Annotated in this window: 19 protein-coding genes; 11 read left to right on the forward strand and 8 right to left on the reverse strand. The window is 37.6% G+C overall.

The window, feature by feature from the left end:
- Nucleotides 1-9: 9 nt before the first annotated feature.
- Nucleotides 10-474, reverse strand: a complete 465-nt coding sequence (locus tag IEV57_RS14510; RefSeq protein ID WP_188443771.1) for a DUF6364 family protein — start codon at nt 472-474, stop codon at nt 10-12.
- A 178-nt stretch (nt 475-652) separates the two neighbouring features.
- Entirely contained in the window at nt 653-1,144 is a 492-nt protein-coding gene (locus IEV57_RS14515) for a DUF1684 domain-containing protein (protein ID WP_229744516.1), read from the reverse strand.
- Between the two features lie 379 nt (nt 1,145-1,523).
- Here IEV57_RS14515 and IEV57_RS14520 point away from each other — a divergent pair, with 379 nt between their 5' ends.
- The 11 genes from IEV57_RS14520 to IEV57_RS14570 all read left to right on the forward strand — a co-directional run bounded on the left by IEV57_RS14520 (nt 1,524) and on the right by IEV57_RS14570 (nt 15,872).
- Nucleotides 1,524-4,034, forward strand: a complete 2,511-nt coding sequence (locus IEV57_RS14520; RefSeq protein WP_188443772.1) for a tetratricopeptide repeat protein — start codon at nt 1,524-1,526, stop codon at nt 4,032-4,034.
- A gap of 319 nt (nt 4,035-4,353) precedes the next feature.
- Nucleotides 4,354-4,680 carry a hypothetical protein gene (locus IEV57_RS14525; protein WP_188443773.1) on the forward strand — a complete coding sequence of 109 codons (327 nt, stop codon included), beginning with the start codon at nt 4,354-4,356 and terminating at the stop codon, nt 4,678-4,680.
- Nucleotides 4,681-4,686: 6 nt separating this feature from the next.
- Nucleotides 4,687-5,748 carry a coiled-coil domain-containing protein gene (locus IEV57_RS14530; RefSeq protein WP_188443774.1) on the forward strand — a complete coding sequence of 354 codons (1,062 nt, stop codon included), beginning with the start codon at nt 4,687-4,689 and terminating at the stop codon, nt 5,746-5,748.
- 216 nt (nt 5,749-5,964) lie between these two features.
- Nucleotides 5,965-7,638 carry a zinc-binding metallopeptidase family protein gene (locus tag IEV57_RS14535; RefSeq protein ID WP_188443775.1) on the forward strand — a complete coding sequence of 558 codons (1,674 nt, stop codon included), beginning with the start codon at nt 5,965-5,967 and terminating at the stop codon, nt 7,636-7,638.
- Nucleotides 7,639-7,641: 3 nt separating this feature from the next.
- A complete protein-coding gene (locus tag IEV57_RS14540; RefSeq protein WP_188443776.1) occupies nt 7,642-9,165 on the forward strand; it encodes an Hsp70 family protein in 1,524 nt (507 codons plus the stop codon).
- 4 nt (nt 9,166-9,169) lie between these two features.
- Nucleotides 9,170-10,279: an SUMF1/EgtB/PvdO family nonheme iron enzyme gene (locus IEV57_RS14545; protein WP_188443777.1), complete on the forward strand. Its 1,110-nt coding sequence runs from the start codon at nt 9,170-9,172 to the stop codon at nt 10,277-10,279.
- A 6-nt stretch (nt 10,280-10,285) separates the two neighbouring features.
- A complete protein-coding gene (locus tag IEV57_RS14550) occupies nt 10,286-10,744 on the forward strand; it encodes a hypothetical protein (protein WP_188443778.1) in 459 nt (152 codons plus the stop codon).
- 15 nt (nt 10,745-10,759) lie between these two features.
- Nucleotides 10,760-12,595: a LamG-like jellyroll fold domain-containing protein gene (locus tag IEV57_RS14555; protein ID WP_188443779.1), complete on the forward strand. Its 1,836-nt coding sequence runs from the start codon at nt 10,760-10,762 to the stop codon at nt 12,593-12,595.
- A gap of 92 nt (nt 12,596-12,687) precedes the next feature.
- The gene (locus IEV57_RS14560; RefSeq protein ID WP_188443780.1) at nt 12,688-12,945 is read left to right on the forward strand and encodes a hypothetical protein; all 258 of its coding nucleotides are present in this window, start codon (nt 12,688-12,690) and stop codon (nt 12,943-12,945) included.
- Nucleotides 12,946-13,016: 71 nt separating this feature from the next.
- Entirely contained in the window at nt 13,017-14,381 is a 1,365-nt protein-coding gene (locus tag IEV57_RS14565; RefSeq protein WP_188443781.1) for a hypothetical protein, read from the forward strand.
- A gap of 18 nt (nt 14,382-14,399) precedes the next feature.
- Nucleotides 14,400-15,872: a formylglycine-generating enzyme family protein gene (locus tag IEV57_RS14570; RefSeq protein WP_188443782.1), complete on the forward strand. Its 1,473-nt coding sequence runs from the start codon at nt 14,400-14,402 to the stop codon at nt 15,870-15,872.
- A gap of 220 nt (nt 15,873-16,092) precedes the next feature.
- Here IEV57_RS14570 and IEV57_RS14575 read toward each other — a convergent pair whose 3' ends face one another.
- The 6 genes from IEV57_RS14575 to IEV57_RS14600 form a co-directional block, all read right to left on the reverse strand.
- Nucleotides 16,093-16,998 carry a DUF1684 domain-containing protein gene (locus IEV57_RS14575; protein ID WP_229744519.1) on the reverse strand — a complete coding sequence of 302 codons (906 nt, stop codon included), beginning with the start codon at nt 16,996-16,998 and terminating at the stop codon, nt 16,093-16,095.
- A gap of 144 nt (nt 16,999-17,142) precedes the next feature.
- Nucleotides 17,143-17,526, reverse strand: a complete 384-nt coding sequence (locus IEV57_RS14580; protein ID WP_188443783.1) for a hypothetical protein — start codon at nt 17,524-17,526, stop codon at nt 17,143-17,145.
- Between the two features lie 216 nt (nt 17,527-17,742).
- Nucleotides 17,743-19,038: a TRAP transporter large permease gene (locus IEV57_RS14585; RefSeq protein ID WP_188443784.1), complete on the reverse strand. Its 1,296-nt coding sequence runs from the start codon at nt 19,036-19,038 to the stop codon at nt 17,743-17,745.
- A gap of 1 nt (nt 19,039) precedes the next feature.
- On the reverse strand, nt 19,040-19,528 hold the full coding sequence (locus IEV57_RS14590) for a TRAP transporter small permease (RefSeq protein ID WP_188443785.1): 489 nt from the start codon (nt 19,526-19,528) through the stop codon (nt 19,040-19,042).
- Nucleotides 19,529-19,560: 32 nt separating this feature from the next.
- Nucleotides 19,561-20,541: a TRAP transporter substrate-binding protein gene (locus IEV57_RS14595; RefSeq protein ID WP_188443786.1), complete on the reverse strand. Its 981-nt coding sequence runs from the start codon at nt 20,539-20,541 to the stop codon at nt 19,561-19,563.
- Between the two features lie 27 nt (nt 20,542-20,568).
- Nucleotides 20,569-21,228, reverse strand: coding sequence for a beta/alpha barrel domain-containing protein (locus IEV57_RS14600; RefSeq protein ID WP_188443787.1), 660 nt, complete (start codon nt 21,226-21,228; stop codon nt 20,569-20,571).
- Between the last annotated feature and the right edge of the window lie 115 nt (nt 21,229-21,343).

Consider the following 21,343-nt stretch of genomic DNA (forward strand, 5'->3'; position numbering starts at 1 on the left):
AAAGCAAATTCATTTTATGGAACTTCTAGCTGAATCTTTAACTTCTTCCCAAAAAAAAGATTTAGACTGACCAGCAAGGTGTCTTTCTCTTCTTTGATCCATAACTTTATAATCTTCTTCAGATAATCCATCAATTATATTTGAAGAATCTTCTAATAATACTTTAACATTTTGCAAAATACTTTCCTCATTTATATTTATAAGCATCTCAATTAATTCTAACTTTTCAGAATCAAAGTATGTGGATTTCAATTTTTTAAGTGAAGGACTCTTCTTGTACTCTGCTTGTCCTTCCGCCAAAATTTCAATCCAATCAGCAACAGGCATTTCATCTAAAGTTTTGTAATCTCCTGAAGTTATTTGCGCATACAAAAATTCAGTCAACCTTGAAAGGCTGATGTTTTGCTTAGATGCAAACTCCTTTGCTTTTTCAATGACTTTTTGGTCCAAAGAAAGTGTGATTTTTAAGTCCATAAATTCCTATTTTTTATACGATAAAGTTTAAAAGATTATACTTACAAATCAAATATTACGCACAAATATACCTGATAATGAATTAATTATGAAGAATATAATACTGAATAATCTCTACACACAATCCATTACTTTTTTTGCGCCCTTTGCACCTCCGCAAACTTTGCGAGCTTAAATTTTATTTCCCCCAATTCCTCTCCCCTGCCTCTATAGCAAGCTCCAATATATTCTGTCTTGGTGGCAAAGGGCTAGTCGCAAAAGGAGTAAAAACACAAGGTGGATTATAAGCTTTATTGAAATCCAATATCACTATTCCATTTTCGTCAGCTTTTTGTGTGTAGAGATACCGTCCACCTCCATACGTCTCAGCACCACTCGTCCCATCCGCAAAAATCAAATACAACTGATCCCCTTCTTCCAAAGCATCGATATTGTAAATCCTTCCTTCAAAACCAAAACTCAAATAACCAATCGCTTCTGCAGGATAGGTTTGTCCTAAAACATTAGAAATTGGTATTTCTTTGGCAGGTTCATAAGGGATAAATCGTGCTTCAAATCTCCATTCCATATTCACTGGAAACCTATCAATTCCCTGAAAGTCCTTAATAAGATCTGATTCCACATTTCTCAATCGCAAGCCCACTAAATCTGACCTCTGCAATACAGACATTCTATAAGTCTCAAAAAAAATTATAGGAGCAAAATCAAGTTCTGGGACTAAAATAATTGGCTCAGTATTCAATTATAAAATTAAGTATGGCTAATAATTGAAACTCAAAATAAAATCTAACTTGAAATTAACTACATTCAAATATTTTTTTTTTATTTGTATAAAGTCAAATAAAAAAAAGTATATCCGCTTAAATACAAGTAGCCAAACAAAATCGTGAATTTTAAAGCTTTTAATACCCTGAAAACTTATCGACTTTTAACAATTTTGAGTGCGATAATTAGTGAAATTATCGGTTTCTAATATTACTCCGGATATTTCTATAAAAAAAAATACTAAAACACATCATTTCATTTCAATAAGAATCTTCTTTCTTTTTATGAACATTAAAAAAGCCCTTGAATTATTAGACCTTGAAGAAAATGCTTCAAAGCAGGAAATACGAAAAGCTTATCAGGAACTATACAATGACATGCAGGTCAGAATTACCAACGTTCCTGACAGTCTTAGGCAAAAATATATCGAAAGACTCAAGCAGATAGATGAAGCTTACCAAGTTTTAGGAGGGACTTTGGAAGATGATGTCTCCGATCTGCCAAGCACAGGGCCTATTGAAAATGAAAGTAGTTTAGAATCAAACCCTGCTGAAGTCACAATATCTTCAGCAAAAGATTTACTAGGTATTCAAGGGGAATTCTTTCTGGAAGATTTGAAAAATATATACCAAGAAAGAAAAGCCGAACTGGAAGCTTCTATGCAAGAAGCACCCTTGAAAAACATCAAAAAAGCTTATGAAAGTACCTTAAAAGAACTTGATCAATCTTACGCATTATTAAAACTTAATGCAAAGAAAAAAAATGAACCGAATGAGGATAAAAGCAAGGTTTCAGAGTTAAAACAGGCTTATGAGACCTTGGGAGTTTCCTTTGGGACTGAATATGATGAAGTAAAGAAAGCTTATCAAGAGAAACGCAAGGAACTGGTTTATATCATCAATAACAGGAAGGATGATTTTGCTAAAGCAGCTTCTAAAGAACTTACTTTACTTGAACAAAACGTAAGTTTGATCATTCCCGATTTATCACATAAGGACAAATATCCTGAAAAAAATCAAGCAAAAGCAGCAGAAATAAAGAATGTCTATCCAACCAAAAAGAAAAATCTGCTTCCTGTTCTCTTGGGAGTCTCTGTACTCATATTGGTGGTGGTAGGATATTTATTTTTGAAAAGTGACGAATCCAAAATTGAGTCAATAGAAATAGTCAATGAGGCAGTCCCTGATAGTGACTTAGATTTGGCAGACACCATTACAGATATCAATTCCGAAGAAACTTCCACCTCCTCCACTACTCAAATCACCCAAACAGCGGAAAGCTCTACTTCTTCATCGAGTAATAACGCCATAATTGTCCAAGCCATGCAGGCTTATAATAATCTCGATTACAAAAAAGCTATAGATCTTTTCCAGACCGCCGCCAGGCAAAACGTGGCAGAAGCCTACACTATGCTCGGGTTTACATATTATTGGGGTGACGGATGGGGTAGCGTCAATTACCAAAAAGGAAAGGAAAGCTTTGAAAAAGCCTTATCCTTAGGAGACTTAAAAGCCAATTATGGACTAGGCCTTCAATATAATTCGGGAAATGGGGTGACTAAAAACCCAAGAACTGCTCAAGATTTTTTTAGGAAGTCTTTTAATGCTGTACAGGAAAAGTCCAAACAAGGAGATGATTTTTGGATGCAGATACTCTCGGCTATGTATAGAAATGGCTGGGGAGTCACCAAAAATCTAGAAGAGGGTATCAGATTACTAAAAATAGGCGATTCAAATCAAAATGCTCGTGCACAATTGAATTTGGGATATGCTTATCACTATGGTGAAGGAGTACTTCAGAACCATCAAGAAGCTGTCCGACTATACCGTTTAGCTGCCAATAAAGGTCAGGCCGTTGCAGAATTCAATTTAGGGGTTATGTATAGAGATGGCACTGGTGTATCAAAGGACGATAGAGAAGCATATAATTGGTTCCTCAAATCTGCTCAAAAAGGATTTTCTAATGCCCAAAATGAAATAGGCAGGTTCTATGAAAATGGCTGGCATGTCAGTAAGAATGAAAACGAGGCTTTTAATTGGTATAAAAAAGCTGCTGCTCAAAATAGCCAATATGGACTGTTTAATCTAGGGAGATTTTATTTCAATGGTATTGCAATTACACGGAATGATGAAGAAGCCTATAAATACTTCAAAAGTGCTGCAGATAGAGGACATACTGGCTCCATGAGTTTTATAGGAGCCATGTATGATTATGGATTCTTCTTAGAATCTAATTGGGAGAAAGCTTTTGAATTTTATAAAAAAGGAGAAGAATCTGGATATTATTTACGCCAATTGGGAGAAATGTATTTTTTTGGCGTCGGTGGCGCTCCCAAAAACGAGATTTTGGCCATGGAATACTTCAAAAAATCTAATGACAATTGGTCAAAAGTCTATATGGAAGTCATCCCAAAATTGGGCAAGGAAAAATATTTTGAAGCAAGTAATAACAGTGGGGATAAAATTTCACTTACCACTTCGTTTTCCAGTCCAGTAGTCATGGGGAAATTAGGCAACAACTGGACAGAAAAAGTTAGCCTTAGTTTCAACGCTGCCTCAAGGGCAAGGGTATGGCCAATCGGAAATGCTAATAGCGGAGGAGAAAACCCCAAAGATGAAATTATTTACAGCAACTATAGTTCTAGTGAAGAATTTACCTCCAATACTGAAAAGCTGGTAAGTGTATCATCTAAAACTCCACGGAGGACTATAGGCTACTATTATGTGACTGCCACTTTCAATACCGGTGATGTCCAATTAAAAATCCCGATGGCATTTGCATGGAAACCAGAATAGAAGATAAAGAATTGGTTCCCTATTAATATCCAATATTTATTATTATCGAGCCCTTGAAAAGCTGCGGATATTGGGTCGATGGCAAAATAGCGATTATGAATTAATCAAATGCATAAATCAATTAGAACCAATCCCTTAAAGCTAAATAGTTCAAATATTAATATATCTAAACTGAATAGCAAATGCCTGAAAATTAATTTGGTACATATATTATAAAATTTATATATTACTTGATATTTAACAGATAATAATCAAGTATTACCTGAATTAAACTTAAACTGAAAAGTTTTTGACAATTATTCACTAACCCCATCTTGTAATGGACAATAAAATGACTGAGAAAAAAGCAAAGGGAACCTTTAAAAAAGAAAACCTAGGTACTACTATTGGGGCAGCAGTAGTAGGTGGTGCTGCAACTGCCGTAGCCAACAAACTTTTCGGCAATGATATGTCAGGCGAAGGTACCGAAGGTACTATACTAGAAGAAGAGATCTTACCTCAAAATACAGCTCCCGGAGTAGTGAGCGCCACAGGTACACCTGTTACAACAGTGGAATCCAAAGATCAAAATATTGATTTAAGTTCTTACATGACTTCAGTGTTACAAAAAGCAAACATTCTCAACTCAACCATACAAAATTTATAATCAATTATGGAATCACCTCAGGAACTTTTAGCTATCGCAGCAGAGCTCGATAGTGCTTTGACTACACTTAACTCAAAAGTGTTTGACATTCAATCTTTGTACCAAGAAATTGAAACTAACAAACAACAAATTCTTGCTTTAACAGAAGAACTGAATGGCTACAGAGACGAAGTGGTCTCTTTGAAAAATGAAATTGCTGAATTCCGAAATCAGACCGAAACTTTCCATAGCGAAAGTGAATCTATGAGAACGGAAATTGAAGGGTTTAGGGAAACAGCTCAAGAACAGTTAGAAATTACAACTGAACACCAAAATAACGCGCTCGAATCCTTAGGATTAACAAGAGAACATGAAACCAATGCTCTAGAAGCTTTGAATATCACAAAAGAGCATGAAAATAATGCATTGGAATCACTTAACTTGACCAAGGAGCACGAAGCAAATACATTGGAATCCCTCAATATTACCAAAGAACACGAGGCCAATGCTTTAGAGTCTTTAAATATCACCAAGGAGCATGAAAATAATGCCATGGAGTCTTTGAACACAACGAGAGAGCATGAAAATGCTGCATTGGAATCACTCAACATTACTAAGGAACATGAAAACAGTGCTTTTGAATCATTGAATACAACGAAAGAGCATGAAAATAATGCACTGACATCTTTAAATTCGACGAAAGAGCATGAAAACGGCGCATTAGAGTCCTTGAATACAACAAAGGAGCACGAAAATTCCGCACTGGAATCGCTGAATATTACCAAAGAACATGAAAACAATGCTTCTGAATCTTTGAATACAACAAAAGAGCATGAAAATAATGCCAGCGAAGCACTCAACACGACCAAAGAACATGAAAGCAATGCCGCAGAGGCTCTAAAGCAAACAGAAGATCATGCTTCCAAAGCAGAAAGCGCGATGAGCAATGCAGAAAGTTCAGAAAGTTCTGCTGATAGTGCTGCAAGTCAAGCAGAAAGCGCCGCTAGCAGAGCAGAAAGTGCTGCTAGTGATGCAGAAGCTGCCGCCTCAAGAGCGAACTCTGCTGGAGGGGGATTTAGTTCTTGGTAATTCAGAGCTTATCCAGAAATAAATTTAATTAAATATACATTTCGGATATTCCGCCTTTTTATAAATTGTCAATAAAAAATACCCTTGTTCGGCTTTTGTGCCAATAAGGGTATTTTAATATTTCCTTCATTGATTTACTCACCCGAACTGAACAAAAAATTGATCACATTAAGCGAGTGATCAAGATAGTTTGATTTTAGCTAGCGTCTCCATCATATGCATGTTTCCAAAATAAAAAATGCACTCAAGGACATTGAAAGGATTGCTGAATTTTCTCTAGAACCAGGAACTTTAGTCCACTTGTCTGAATCACTAAGAAAAATTGAAAACAGTATTTCGTCTGAAAACATCAAGATGGATATTCTTTTTCTTGGTCAAAATGATGATTTGGAAATGATCCTTCCACAGGAATTTCATGATCTATGGAAAGAAAACCATATGGTAGGATTATCAGAAGGTCCATTTTCTATACGTGTTTTTGGTCCTTCCAAATTTCCGATAGTCAAGATAGATGAGTTGCATCCTGTTATCAAAGTAATTTATCTGAATGATTCTGAAATTGAAAAAGAGGAATTAAAATATTTCGTAGACCGGTTTTCAAAAAACACCGCTTTTCTATACTTTATTTTGGGTCCAAAAATTGAAAAAATAAACCCACAGGAATTCAGTTTAGAGAAAATCTGGAAAGTTCTGCGTCAATCTTCCGAAGAATTCAACAACATTGTAACATTTACCAAACAAATACCTGAGCCTTACAAGAAAGTTTCGGCGTTCATCAGTGGCGTTTTTGGTCTAAAGAAATTATCTGAATTCTTAGAAATACAAATGCAGAATGAGCAAAAAGAGATAGATGCAAAAAAAATTGCGGTTAGTAAGGAACTAGAAACCAATAAAAAATCTGCCAATTCCAAGTCTGGACAGGAAGTATTTCAACAGATTAAGAACAACCTCAGTAAAAGTGCCTCCGAATTTGAAAAGGGAATTGGGGAGCGTTTTGGGAAAATCACCAAAATACAAGATGGCTCTTTATTTTTTAATGTAGAACAGGAAATTGCTTTGCTCAAAGAATTAGAAGAAGTAGAAGTGGATGGAGAAATTATGTTAAGGCTTCCCAAATCAGTAAATCAACTTTTCGAATGGATGGAGCAGCAATTGAAAGACCACCTAAGTAATGATGTTATTTCTATGAATGATTTCTTATCTGCTTCTATTGAAGAGGTCCAAGAACTATTGGAGAAAACTGGTGTACAGGCTGCAAATATCCAGACTGAATACTATGACAAAAGTAAAATCCAACCCCTCTTGGACCATAGTATTAGGATGGAAAAGGATTTTGAAGCCAAAGGAGTAAGCAAAAATTTTAATAGTTTATTCAGCGCCATCAGGCAACCTGTTTTCATGGTAATGTCAATTTTGATGATCGCAGGTTTTGCTGGATTTAACCAGGAGGTACAGCTCGTTAAAGACAACTTTAACATTTTAATTGTTGTTTTGCTTGGCTTTGGAACATATCAGGCCTTTCAAAATATTTCCACTGAAAAAAGAAGAAAAATGACAGAGGAAACAAAAAAAGCCAAGCAACACCTATCTACAGAAATTAAAAGAATCCTATCTACTGTGGAAAGAGAATGGAAGCAACCCTATAATGATTTTCTAAAGAAACAGATCCGCGATATTATTGACAATTGCGAAACAGTACTTAAAAATTACAGTCAGAGAACATCGCAGGAGATCAATGACAAAAACCTACTCACACAAAGAAAAATGCTCAATATCAATAATCAGGAAAAACAATTTCAGAATGGTCTGAGGGAAAAACAGAATTTTGATAATAAACTCAATAACCTGATGGCAGAAACAAAAATTGAATTCCAAAAATTGACTCAGTAAGAAATGTTAGTAGGAATTGACTTAGGCACTACTTATTCTCTCATCTCTAGGGTAGGAAAAAACGGGATACCGGTTTTGATCCCGGACAACCACAAAAACAGTGTATTTACTACTCCCTCAATCATTCATATTGATGGCGATACAGCTTATTTAGGAGAGTTTTTAGAAACCAAATTAGAAAGAAATCCTGGACTTGATCTCATTAAGTTTTTCAAACGACATTTTGGCGATAAAAAACCCTTATACATTGATAAGGACGATACACCTTGGTATCCAGAAAGTCTAGCAGCACTTTTACTTAAAAAGCTCAAAATAGATGCAGAAGCTTATACTGCAGAAAAAATAGAAGGAGCAGTGATTACTGTACCAGCACATTTCAATGATGTCCAAAGAAAAGCGATACTGAATGCCGCTGCTCTGATTGATTTGCCTGTGCTGAATCTATTAGAAGAGCCAATCGCTGCTGCTATTCATTATGGCCTGACCAATAAGAAATATAATAAAACCATCATGGTCTATGATTTAGGTGGTGGCACTTTTGACGTTACCATAATGACGATGGATGAAAAAGGTATCTATGTAATCGCAAAAGATGGGCATACGGAAATCGGAGGAAAGGAATTTGATGAAAAAATAGGCGAAATCATTCTACAGCAATTCAAAGAAGCTTATGGAATGGAGCCAGTATTAGATGCCAGAAACTCGCTACATCTTAGGAGGTTTTCCGAAATGTTGAAGGTAGAGTTATGCATGCCGGGGACTCAGTTTGTCGATCAAGTTTGCGTGATAGGTAATCAGTCATTAGAAGTTCATGTGTCGAGAAATGAATTTGAGAAGGCCATAGAACCCTATCTGATTACTTGTGAAGAAATCCTCAATAGATGTTTAAAAAGTGCGAGTTTGGATTTTGAGGATGTGGACACCTTGTTATTGGTGGGAGGCTCGTCTATGATACCCTATATTAAGAAGCGACTGAAGAAAATTTTCACCAAAGAAAGCCAAGAGATTCTGACCCACGAGCCTATGCGCGCTGTTGCCTACGGAGCAGCACTTCATGCCATTCAGCTATCCGGACAGAAAATGGATTTTGAGTTACCTCCAGAACTTAAAGGAGTAACAGGATACAACCTAGGAGTAAGAGCTATTAATCCTAAAACAGGGAGAATCGTCATCGATAGCTTGGTCAAAAAAAACATGCCGCTACCCTTTAATAACAGCAAGACCTATTACACCTCCAATCCAGAACAGAAAAAAATGAAGCTGGAAATTATCCAATATTTAGATAAGGGAGAAAAAGAAGTGAGTTTGGGTTCATTGGTGATCGGCCCCCTACCCTCTTTTGAAGCAAACTATCCAATTGAAGTGAAAATAGAAAGCAGGACTGATGGTACGGTTTGGTTTTCTGCCTTTGATCCTAAGACAGGAATAGAAATCGAAAAACTCTTTGGGGATGAAGTAGAGGGAATTTCCAAGCTTCCAAGACAGAAAGCCATCGTACAGTCAACTTATATCAATATGATTATGTAAAGCCATGGATAAGAAAGAAGCTTTTGCCCTACTTCAAGTCACTGAAAATGCCTCCTCAGAAGAAATCAAAAAAGCATTTGAACAATTAAACGAAGCAACCAAACAGCTTATAGAACATTCCCCCCTTCAAAGCCAAAAACAGCTTTACAGGAAAAGAATGAGCCAATATTGGCAGGCATATGCTTCCTTGGTAGACATTAGAAAGTCAGAAAATGTTTTGAACTTTTCAGAAGAGGAAATGCAAAAAAAATCAGCTCCTGAAATAAAGATGTCCGGGAAATCCGGCCAATTCTTTCAATCAGAACCTAAACCTGAAAAAAAGAAGGGTCTGAGTGAGATACCTTGGAAACCCATCGCTACAGCGGCATTTTTAGGATTAGCACTTTTCATTACATGGAAAATTATTTTTGCCATTCCTTTACCTATCAAGCAGTTAATGAATGATATGGAGTATATCTCAGGTGGCACTTTTGAGATGGGCTGTACTCAAGAACAACGTGGAAAATGCGCTGATAATGAATTCCCCAACCATGCAGTAACCCTATCAAGCTTTCAAATTGGAAAATTTGAAGTGACTAGGGCTCAATGGTACGCTGTAATGAAATATTATCCCAAAAGTCCAGCCAATTGTACCGATCCGAATTGTCCTATAGTCCATATTACTTGGAATGAGGCTCAGATTTTTTTGAGTAAACTCAATAAGATGACTAAAAGCAATTATAGACTCCCTACTGAAGCAGAATGGGAATATGCTGCAAGAGGGGGCAATGCATCTAAAAACAGAATTTTTTCAGGTTCTGATCAATTCAATAAAGTTGGTAGCCGAGCTACAGCGCCATATCTAATAGGGACATTTTCTCCAAATGAAAAATTACTCTTCGATATGAGTGGGAATGTGTGGGAATGGTGTTTTGATGGATTTGATTCTAACTATTATAGCAATAGCCCAAAAGTTAACCCAACAGGTGTAGCTAAAAATAGCTGTAAAGTGATACGAGGTGGAGGTTTTCAGTCCAACGACTCTAACAGACGGGTGTCTAGTCGAAATTGCCTTCAACAAGACCAACATGCAGAAGAAGTGGGGTTCAGGATAGCAATTTCATTTATCAAATAAATGATCATGGATAAGGCTTCAAATAGATTTCAAGACCGTCAACTTAAATTAATCGATTTCCAAGATCGTGTTTTGATTGTATGTCCTAGGTGTACCCAAATGGCACAAGCAACAGCAGATTATGAGAGCAAAATAGCTAAATTAATATGTGGCCATTGTGGTTTCAATCAACAAAAGTCCACCATGCTTGATCAAAAAGCTAACTTGATCACATCAGCTGAATATTATTTTGAGGCTGATTTATGGCTTTCTTCTAGCTACAAAGAGCATCAATTTTCTGCTTACAACGAAGCACATTTGCTTTACCTAGAAGAATTCATTAGAGCAGATATAAGAGAGAATAGAGATAGGAAATTCTTTACAATGGTTGAAAAATTACCAAAATGGATGATTTCCTCTAAAAATAGATTGTCAATATTGAAGCTTATTCAAGCTTTGAAAAAAAAGATACCACCAACAACTTAATCACAGTATTATCATATGACACGCGAACAAGCACTTGAACTTCTCGAATTGGAGCCGGATGCAGGAGTATCTGAAATTAGAAGATCTTACAAAGAAACATATAACGAGTTGCAGATCCGTTTGACGAATGCTCCTACTGAGCAACAGAAAAATTTATATGGCAATCGTATCAAGAAATTAGAAAATGCTTATCAATTATTAATTGGTAACATAGAAGATGATTTTGATGTGCTACCTAATATCAGTCCAATTGCTGAGGAAGATTCAAAATCTTATGTAGGTGATGATAAGAATATTGAACCTTCAGGATCCTTATCAGAAGCGCTTGGTATTTTAGGGTTAGACCCCGATTATTCAGAACAAGAGCTTTATGACGCTTATAATAATAAGACCGCACAATTTGAGGATGCAATTCAAAAAGCTCCAATTGAACGTGCAAAAAAGCTGCTTAGGGAAGGTCAGGCAGAGTTGGATGATGCTTTTGAGGTGTTGTTGAAAGTAGTGATCAAGAAAGGATTCTCTACAAAAAAGAAGGAGACTAATACAGCAGATAAAAAGCAGACTTCAAAAACCACTTCAGCAGATAAATCAAGTAAGGTTGATGAAGTCATTGAACAAAAAAAGAAAATTAAAGCGGGTCTCTGGATTACTATATTTATTTTGATTGCCATCTTAGGAGTAGCTGGAAAGTTTGGTTTTGATTATTATCAAGAAGAACAATACCAAAATCAACTAATGACTTTGAAGGCTGAAGCAGAAGCGTTGGAAGAGGCTGGTGATTTCAAAAACGCTTACTTGAAGTATGAAGAAATCACTCAGTTTTGTAAAAGAGATTGTGAAGTATTTTCTGAGAAATTAAATGCCATGGCTGAAAAGAGTTTAGTGATGCATCAGAAATATTTGCAAGAGGCAGATTCTTTGATGGGAGGATATGAATTCGAACTAGCAAAGGAAAAGTTTATGGAAGCTCAAAAATGGCACCCAACAGGATGGGATATTGAGGAAAGTTTGGCGATGTTGGAACACGCTAAGGAGGATTTTGAGGCGGAATCAGAAGCTGAAAGACAGAGATTACAGCAAGAGTTGATCTTGGAACAACAAAGGCAACAGCAAAGGTTGGCACAAGAACAAGCAGATAGAGAAAGAAGAGCGAGACTCGAAGCAAGTGCCAATGAAATGGAAGCATCGGGAGATGTCTATCTTAGAAACTTAGAATATCAGAAGGCTTACGATTTTTATCAAAAGTCTCTTGATTTTAGTTATTCTGATCGAGTTTGGAAAAAAAGAACCGAAGCTGAGAACAAGCTGCCTATTAACTTATTCTTTTCATTTTCTCAAGTAGACAGTAGGTTTGTTAATTCTAAGGATGCAAATAAGGAATGGAAAACAGATGGCGGAGTGCTCAAGCATTTCTCTTTTTCAGAAGGATTTTCATATAATAAATTCTTTAATCAGTCAAGACTATCTGAGGCGACATTAGTAGAGATTAGTGTAGATGTGATGCATGTATCTGGAGCAGATAATTTTAGTTTTGGTTTATTGTTTTTGGGTAATAGTACAGACCCAAGCTACCGATTTGGGATAAGTGCTAATGGATCCACAAATATTGGAACATTAGAAGGAGGTAAATGGAATACAAAATGGGAATCAAATTCTGCAATTAGAAAAGGAAGTGGTCTATGGAACACTCTGAAAATCATTTATCAGGCAGGTAAAATAACTTATTACGTTAATGGAGTACAAGTAAAGCAAGAATCAGGAAGACCTTTTGGGAATACTATTGGAGTTTTTGTAGATGCTCGTATAAAAGAATCTTGGTATGATAACCTCTCCATCAAAGCGACCTTTTGAAATTTGGTCAATATAGCATGAAAACTCTGTTGCCGTAGATATGACGATGTGGGTTTTAAAACCTAAACACTATGTTTGATCACTAAGCTAACTTGATCACATCAGCTGAATATTATTTTGAGGCTGATATATGGTTATCTCCTAGCTACAAAGAGCATCAATTTTCTGCTTACAACGAAGCACATTTGCTTTACCTAGAAGAATTCATTAAAGCAGATATAAGAGAGAATAAAGATAGGAAATTCTTTACGATGGTCGAAAAATTACCAAAGTGGATGATTTCCACTAAAAACCGAGAACCTCTGCTCAAACAGATAGCCTTCTTGAAAAAAAAGATTCCGATTATCTGAACCGATTGAGCTTCCAACTATTTAAAAATTTATTTTAGTAGATATCAGATAAAAAGTAAATCCTTTTAGATATGGACACAGAAAAAGCACACTACATAATGGACTTGTATTCAGGTGCTTCATTGGAGGAGATTGAAAGAGCCTACCAGGAAAAGTTGGCAGATATCATGCTGCGCCTTCAACATGCCCCTACAGCCCATTTGAAGAAACTATTTTCCCGAAAATTGGAGGAACTCAACTCTGCTAATGAACACCTTTTGAGGCTGCACGAGGCTGACCATTATACGCTACCTTTGACAGAAAAATCAGCTAAGCCCGTTTCTATTGATAAGGAGTATGGCATACAGGGCTATGGTTCCTTAAAACTCCATTCGTCCACCTTTTCCCTATATGACTTCAGTATGGAAATGACGATTCCGGCTGCCTACCGGGAGTTTGAATTTGTTTTCATTGACTTCAGTGAAGATGAGCTCGTTATAGCGGGGTGGAAAGATGAAAATATTATTATTATACACAGACAGAATCTGAATAAGGATCCAAAATTACAATCACTAGAATCCATTATGGAAAAGAAAAGGCTAAAAGTCCAATCCTTATCTTGTTCATATTCTGAAAAAAAAGTACTCTTATCATTACCTCAATTCACAGAAAAATACGATAAACTCTCCTTTATGCTACTCCAAGAGATGGCTGGGCTTGATTATTTTAGACATCGATCTCATTTAGCCGTCCTGGAGTTTTTCTCTAACCAGCCTCTGGATGCCGAAGTGGTGTTTTATGAGGAAGATAAAGAAAGACATTATTTTTCATTTTATGAGGTATATGAGGGTATTTTCGAGGAACGTACCAACTCGAATTACCAAAAAAATGAATACCCAGACCTCCAAAATGCATTGGGTCAATTTCTAAAAGACAAGCCTTTGATCACATTCAATTATTTATTGGTACAGGGTAAAACAAACTTTCAAAAGGATGGTGTCTTTTCAATCCAGTTGGACCGCTGGGCAACTTTACAAGGAATGGGGCACCTTTGCCGGATTTGGAAAGGGCAAAATAAAAATCAATTATTACTGGGAAGCCTTGGCTTCAATATTTATTTCAAAGTAGATGATCGGGAAGAAAAATTGATCTTAGACAAAGAAAACACCCTTCCTACAGGGAAAATCGAAAAGTTTACCTATGAAATTGACTCCCAAAAAAGTATGACACTGCAATTATTATTGGAGTATGTTGATGTTGTAAAGAAAAAGAAATTAATTTGGGAAAGGCGAGTGGAACAACTGCCAAAGGTCCTTGGGACTGCTATACAATTGGAGTTGAGTGTTAATATAGAGGCTAAGAAAAACCCAATCCGAGTTGAGTTAAATGGGTATTCCCAAAAAGGAAAACCCTTTTTTGAAGAAATTCACGAGATAGATTTTATGAAGGATATCTAATCCATAAATCAGAAGACTATGAATGAACAAAAAGCTTTAGAACTCCTAGACCTTGAACCGGGCGCCTCTACCTCTGAGATCCGCAGGGCCTATCAGGAAGTCTATAACGAACTTCAGATACGCCTGACCAACGCCCCAACCGAGCACCAAAAAGAACTCTACCGCAAGCGCCTTGCCGCCGTGGAGGAGGCCTATCTCTTTCTTGGCGGGGAAAGCGAAGAAGACCTCAGCGAACTCCCCAGCATGGGACTCGTAGAGAATCCTTCTGAGGAAAAAATCCAATCTTCCAAGCTAAAGCCCCTCAGTGAGGCCGCTGCTTTGGAACTATTAGGGTTAAGCAAGCCATTTTCTAAAAATAGATTAGTGGATGCATATGAGAGCAAGAAAGAATATTTTGAAAAAGGGTTGAAAAGTGCACCGAATAATCTGGTAAAACAAGCGTTCCAACATTCTCTTGAACAACTTGAGCAATCATTTTCTACGCTGGAACCTTTAGCAGAAAACCCTGCTCCAGCCCCACCTAGACCAGAACCTCCTAAAAAAGAACCTCGGCCCAAAAAGAAAAAATCATCCCCATTACTCTGGGCAATTCCTGCCATCTTGCTTTTGGCAGCAGGTCTCTGGTTCTTCTTGCCAAAAGGAGAAAAACAAGATGAAATCTCTCAGGAGCTTAAGGAAGAATTTATTAAGGTGAAAAGTCAGGCAGATCTTTTGGCCGAAAAGCAATACTGGGATCAGGCTTTGGAGAAATATGAAGAAGCTTATACTTTATTGGCAGATAACGAAGTCAAAGATAGCATAGCAAGCATCGAGCAGCGCCTTGCGGCCATTGCAAAAGAAAAAGCGGATTTCGAGGTGTCTAATACCCTCCTAGTGAAAGGTATGAAATTAATCAAGATACCAAGTAAGAATTTTTATATGGGTGAAACTGAGGTAACCCGCGGACAGTTTGAAGTCTTTGTAATTGCCACTGGTTACCAAACTACGGCTGAGAAAGAGGGTTGGAGCTGGGTATGGACTGGAAGTGGCTGGGAAAAGGGTAATGGAGTAAATTGGCGCAACAATGAAGGAGGCAGCGGCAGTCAGCCTAGCTCACATCCTGTGATTCATGTAAGTTGGCATGATTCAATGGCCTATTGTATTTGGGCGGGAGTTCGTTTACCAACTGAGGAGGAATGGGAAGAAGCGGCCAAAGGCGGCCTAAACCATGAATATGCGGGCAGCAATAAGATCGATGAAGTGGCTTGGTATAAATATAATAATGGTAAAACCACACATGCAGTAAAAGGAAAAAAGCCAAATGGGTTTGGTTTATATGACATGAGTGGCAATGTAAAGGAGTGGACGGCTTGGGCAGGAGGTTACCTTCCAATATTGCGTGGTGGCGGTTGGACAAGCGATGCGTTTGACTGTAGAGTTTTTTCTCGCTTGGCTATTGGCTCTGAAACACGTGACATGACTAGCGGTTTTCGAGTAGCCCTATCCCCTTGAAAAATCAACACCAATTACCGTTCGTCATAATGCTGTTAATTTTGTAATCCTTAAAAGCACAACATTGACTTTAAAAAATTCCACATTAACCAAATATTACACTTAAATATATCTGATAATGAATTGATCATGAAAATATATAATATTGAATAATCTCCACTCACAATCCTAAACCTTTTCTGCGCCCTTCGCACCTTAGCAAACTTTGCGAGCTTAAATTTTATTTCCCCCAATTCCTCTCCCCTGCCTCTATCGCAAGCTCCAATATATTCTGACGTGGGGGCAATGGGCAAGTCGCAAAAGGTGTAAAAACACATGGCGGATTAAACGCTTTATTGAAGTCCAAAATTACGATCCCATTTTCATCGGCCTTCTGGGTATAGAGATAGCGTCCACCTCCATACGTCTCAGCACCACTCGTCCCATCAGCAAAGATCAAATACAACTGATCCCCTTCTTCCAAAGCATCTATATTGTAAATCCTTCCTTCAAAACCAAAACTCAAATAACCAATCGCTTCTGCAGGATAGGTTTGTCCCAAGACGTTGGAAATTGGAATCTCTTTTACAGGTTCATAAGGGATAAATCGTGCTTCAAATCTCCATTCCATATTCACTGGAAACCTATCAATTCCCTGAAAGTCCTTAATAAGATCTGATTCCACATTTCTCAATCGCAAGCCCACTAAATCTGACCTCTGCAATACAGACATTCTATAAGTGCCATATGTAATTGTTGGAGAAAAATCATTTTCGGGATCGAAAACAAGTACTTTTTCTGTAATCAATTCTTCGCCAATCTTGATCCCATCGATTTCAGGACTGAAATAAACTTGCTTTCCAACCTTCCCGAAGGTCCCAAAAAATTCAGGAAACAAGGCATCATCAACTAGCAGTTCCGATCCCACATTCATTCCCAATCTATTGCTATCCTGTTCAAACCAATACAAGCCTATCAAGTTCAGCCAGCCATTTTCTGATTTCAAAGATGCTACCCGGTTGTTGTACCAGTTTTCAATTTCTTCTGTGTGTGCTTCTTGGGAAATAGCGTAGCTCTCCTCCTTTTCTACATGACAAGAAGAAAAAAGTAACAACAGAATCAACATGCTGAATGATAAATGCTTCATAGGGAATAGAGCGTTGGTAAAGAGTGAATATACCATTTTGAACACAACATTTAACCACATGGAACACTAAGTTTTCTCAAAGAATACAAAAAATAGAATAGATCACTTTAATCACGGATAACAGCTGAACAATGCTTTTTTTGATTATGCTTGGTTCATTTCACTTCTGATATATTCTTCAAATTTCCTGATCTCCAAAACATCCAAACTCCCTCTAGGGATCTTAATCCGAGTGTTATCAGACTTGATAAGCAGCGTATTCTCTACTTTGTCAAATGACTTGATATCAGCTATTTTAACTCGTTTATTTTTGAAGAGTGCCTGTTTGATAATTTCCCCGTTAGCTATTTCAACATACGGGTATTTTTTGAAATACAAAGCACCAACAATCCCTATCAAACCAAGCGATATTTGGATAGAGGGGTAAGTATTCATGTAATCACGAACCAATCCAAAAACTCCGGCTAGTATTTGAAGCCCAGAAGCAATAATTAATAATTTGTGAGACTGCTTGTCATATAACTTCATGACTTATTTTCATTAGATAGAATTGCACTAAAAACTAATCCTCTAATATACAAAAATGTTTTACTTTATAAAGATCAAAAAATAGAAAACTAAAAACGCTTATTTTACAGATGAGCACCATTTTTTTTTGTGTTCATCTGTGTTCATCCGTGGTAAATAAAAAAAAGGCTAACCATCGGCCAGCCTCTTTAATCTTATTTTAACCATTAAATCATTTTACAAGCCAAAAAGCCTTGGCAGCCAAAGTGTCAAACCTGGCCATAGTGTAATTACAATCAACCCAAATATCATCGCAACAAAGAATGGAATCAGAGGTTTGACGACTTTCTCTATGCTCGTCTGGGCCACGCCAACACCGATAAACAGCACTGAACCAACAGGTGGGGTACATAGTCCTATACAAAGATTCAAAATCATGATAATCCCAAAGTGAACAGGGTCAATACCCAATGCAGTCACAATCGGTAAGAATATCGGCGTGAAAATCAAAACTGCTGGAGTCATATCCATGAAAATCCCGACAAACAACAGGAGAATATTGATCAGCAATAAAATTACAAAAATGTTGTCACTGATAGACAACAGGGACTCTGAAATGGATTGTGGAATATCCTCACTTGACATCACCCATGACATACTCATGGAAGTAGCGATCAAAAGCATCACCACAGCAGTGGTTTCTGATGACTTGAGCAAAATGGAAGGAAGTTCTTTCCACTTCAACTCTCTATAGAAAAATGATAAAGCAAGCGTGTAAATTACCGCAATAGCTGAAGCTTCTGTTGCGGTGAAAATACCCCCTACAATTCCTCCCATTACTACAACCAGCAACATCAAGCTTGGAAATGCTCTGAAAAACTTGCTTGTCAATTCCTTCATGCTTGTCGCAGTTCCACCGGGAAGGTTTTTCCTTTTGACAAAAACTGCAGCAGTCAGCATCAATAGCAATCCAATAAATATCCCTGGCAGGTATCCTGCTACAAATAATGCGGCGATAGAAACCCCACCTGAAGCCAATGAATAGACGATCAAAATATTGGATGGAGGAATAATTAATCCAGTCGTTGAAGAAGTGATGTTTACAGCAGCTCCAAGTTCTTTTGGATAGCCTTCATTCTCCATTCTTTTTCCCAAAATCCCACCTATAGCCGAAGCAGCAGCAGCGGCAGAACCAGCTATTGCTCCAAAAAGCATGGCAGCAATTACGTTGACATATAATAATCCACCTGGCAATCTCCCTGTGATGGCTTTTGCCAATTCTATCAAGCGATTGGCAATCCCTCCCCGATTCATGATTTCTCCTGCTAAGACAAAGAAGGGTATCGCCAAAAGCGAAAAACTATCCAAGCCTGTTCCCATTCGCTGGGCAATCGTCGTGGCTGAGGGCCCAGCGGCAACAGAAACCATCAAGGTAATCAAACTTGATAAACCTAAACTCCAAGCGACAGGCATTCCGATCGCCATCAATGTCACAAAAGTCAATACGAGTATGATAATGCTGATATACTCCATTTTAGTCCTGGGTTTTGGTTTTAATCAAATGAAAAATTCCTGCTACTTGGTAATACAAGACCAATAGTCCACTTGCTGGAATGATGCTGTAGATATAGGCAAGTGGAATTTGTAAAGTGGCTGATTTCTGGCCAAGCAAATATGTAATGTAAACCAGATTACTCCCTCCCAAGATCATCGCTGCAATCGCAAAAACCATAATCAAAACATTGATCAGGATTTGAAGCTTCATTTTGGCTTTTCCTTCCAATTTTCTCAAAACAATATCAATGGCTAAATGCTGGTTTTGTCCCGCCACATAAGCCGCACCCAACATTCCCAACCAGATCAACATATATCGGGATAACTCATCTGTAAAGGAAGATGGATTTTGAAAAATATACCTAGACAGCACCTGCCAAGTCACATTCAATACCATAGAGCCCATCAAAAAGATCAAGAGCCAGCCTATGATTTTATCTAAATTTTCTTTGAATTCTATACTAAACATTTTCAAATAGGTCTGTGGGTTAATAAGATTAATTAAGGTTGCTTTCTGATTTGATCGATTACCGCATACAATTCAGGTTGAGCGACTTTCAATTCTTCGTACATACTTTCTACAGATGCTCTGAAGCCATCTTGCTCCGGATAGACAATGGTAACTCCTGCCTTTTCCATTTCCATTAAGGACTCTTCCACTGCGTCTGCCCAAATTTTATATTGATAAACAGCAGATTCATCTGAAGCTTCCTGAAGCCATTGTTTTTCTTGATCTGAAAGTAATTTCCAAACCTTCGTACTGATAATCATGATATCTGGAACGGCTGTATGCTCGTTGATAGAATAAAATTTACAGACTTCATAATGTCTAGAAGTGTATAAACTCGGAGGATTATTCTCCGCACCATCTACAATTCCTTGTTGAAGTGCTGTATAAAGTTCTCCATAAGAAACAGGAGTCGGAGAACCACCAAAACTTTTTACCATATTGATGGCCGTATTGCTTTCCATTACTCTGATCTTGAGGCTTTGCAGATCTGCTGGGGATTCTACGGGTTTAGTTTTAGTATAAAAACTCCTTTTTCCAGCATCATAATAGCATAGTCCCCTCAACCAAAACTCTTCCCCATCCAATAAAAGTTGTTTTCCAATCGGACCTTTGAGGACACTTTCTCGATGCTTATCATCTCTAAAGAGGTAAGGCATACTGAATACTTGAAGCTTGGGAGCGAAACTTTCCATTACGGCAGATGACACTTTGGTCATACCTAGGCTTCCGATTTGTAGCAGTTCGACTAATTCTCTTTCAGAACCTAATTGTTGATTGGGATAAATTTTGATGATCATTTCACCACCGGATTTCTCCTTGACCCGCTCCGCTAAAAAAACCATGGCTTCATGAACAGGGTGAGTTACACCGAGTCCATGACCCAATTTGATCACGCGAACCCCTCCAGGACCTTTGCAAGCTGTAAGGAAAATCAATGAAATAGCAATGATATAGCAAATTCTCAATTTCATTTGAATGTTATTTTTGGGTTGTCGGCCTTAAGACCTAATCGACTTTATCAATGTAAGTGTAGCACTTATTTTTTCTTGAAGTATCTCGTACTGTCCCGACTCGATGACTTTCTTATCAAATAGCTGAGATCCCATACCCACGCAATGTACGCCAGATCCAAACCATTCTGATAAGTTTTCCTTGGTCGGCTCCACTCCTCCCGTCGGCATCATCATTACATCAGGCATAATTGACTTCACTGCTTTGATAAAACCTGAACCAAGAAGATTCCCTGGAAATGCCTTGATTAACTGTGCTCCGAGACTTTTGGCATGGAATACTTCTGAAACCGTGGCGCATCCCGGAACCCAAAGCATCCCTTTCATAGTACAAAAATTTGCAACTTCAGGAATCAACGCAGGGGAAACTATAAAATCAGCTCCAGCAAATATGAACCTTTGAGCATCAGTTGCAGTAAAAATCGTCCCAATTCCCAAATACATCCCTTCAAACTCCTCACTATAAATTTTCAGAGCCTTAAATACCTCAAAAGCATTTTTTTCTCTATTGGTAAATTCAAAAACGCGAACACCTGCTTTGTAAGCCGCTGCTAATACTGACTTGGCAACTTCAATGTCCTTGTGATTAAAAACCGGGATCATTCCCGAATCAGTCATGGCTTGAAGGATGGATTTGTTTTGGTTCATTTGAATTTTAGATTTATGATTTTAGATTTTAGATTAGGAATATTGTTGGGATAGCTTTTCCGCTACGTCGCGGCGTACAAGCGCCTTACATTTTTGGTCTTATGTCTTGCGTCTT

The organism is Belliella aquatica, assembly GCF_014637795.1.
Taxonomy (GTDB): domain Bacteria; phylum Bacteroidota; class Bacteroidia; order Cytophagales; family Cyclobacteriaceae; genus Belliella; species Belliella aquatica.

What these genes read in the sequence shown, in the direction of transcription:
- IEV57_RS14565 (WP_188443781.1), top strand. Translation starts at nt 13,017, where the DNA reads ATGGACACAGAAAAAGCACACTACATAATGGACTTGTATTCAGGTGCT.
- IEV57_RS14520 (WP_188443772.1), top strand. Translation starts at nt 1,524, where the DNA reads ATGAACATTAAAAAAGCCCTTGAATTATTAGACCTTGAAGAAAATGCT.
- IEV57_RS14510 (WP_188443771.1), bottom strand. Translation starts at nt 474, where the DNA reads ATGGACTTAAAAATCACACTTTCTTTGGACCAAAAAGTCATTGAAAAA.
- IEV57_RS14595 (WP_188443786.1), bottom strand. Translation starts at nt 20,541, where the DNA reads ATGAAATTGAGAATTTGCTATATCATTGCTATTTCATTGATTTTCCTT.
- IEV57_RS14580 (WP_188443783.1), bottom strand. Translation starts at nt 17,526, where the DNA reads ATGAAGTTATATGACAAGCAGTCTCACAAATTATTAATTATTGCTTCT.
- IEV57_RS14525 (WP_188443773.1), top strand. Translation starts at nt 4,354, where the DNA reads ATGGACAATAAAATGACTGAGAAAAAAGCAAAGGGAACCTTTAAAAAA.
- IEV57_RS14590 (WP_188443785.1), bottom strand. Translation starts at nt 19,528, where the DNA reads ATGTTTAGTATAGAATTCAAAGAAAATTTAGATAAAATCATAGGCTGG.
- IEV57_RS14535 (WP_188443775.1), top strand. Translation starts at nt 5,965, where the DNA reads ATGCATGTTTCCAAAATAAAAAATGCACTCAAGGACATTGAAAGGATT.
- IEV57_RS14570 (WP_188443782.1), top strand. Translation starts at nt 14,400, where the DNA reads ATGAATGAACAAAAAGCTTTAGAACTCCTAGACCTTGAACCGGGCGCC.
- IEV57_RS14515 (WP_229744516.1), bottom strand. Translation starts at nt 1,144, where the DNA reads ATGTCTGTATTGCAGAGGTCAGATTTAGTGGGCTTGCGATTGAGAAAT.
- IEV57_RS14575 (WP_229744519.1), bottom strand. Translation starts at nt 16,998, where the DNA reads ATGAAGCATTTATCATTCAGCATGTTGATTCTGTTGTTACTTTTTTCT.
- IEV57_RS14545 (WP_188443777.1), top strand. Translation starts at nt 9,170, where the DNA reads ATGGATAAGAAAGAAGCTTTTGCCCTACTTCAAGTCACTGAAAATGCC.
- IEV57_RS14555 (WP_188443779.1), top strand. Translation starts at nt 10,760, where the DNA reads ATGACACGCGAACAAGCACTTGAACTTCTCGAATTGGAGCCGGATGCA.
- IEV57_RS14540 (WP_188443776.1), top strand. Translation starts at nt 7,642, where the DNA reads ATGTTAGTAGGAATTGACTTAGGCACTACTTATTCTCTCATCTCTAGG.
- IEV57_RS14550 (WP_188443778.1), top strand. Translation starts at nt 10,286, where the DNA reads ATGGATAAGGCTTCAAATAGATTTCAAGACCGTCAACTTAAATTAATC.
- IEV57_RS14585 (WP_188443784.1), bottom strand. Translation starts at nt 19,038, where the DNA reads ATGGAGTATATCAGCATTATCATACTCGTATTGACTTTTGTGACATTG.
- IEV57_RS14530 (WP_188443774.1), top strand. Translation starts at nt 4,687, where the DNA reads ATGGAATCACCTCAGGAACTTTTAGCTATCGCAGCAGAGCTCGATAGT.
- IEV57_RS14600 (WP_188443787.1), bottom strand. Translation starts at nt 21,228, where the DNA reads ATGAACCAAAACAAATCCATCCTTCAAGCCATGACTGATTCGGGAATG.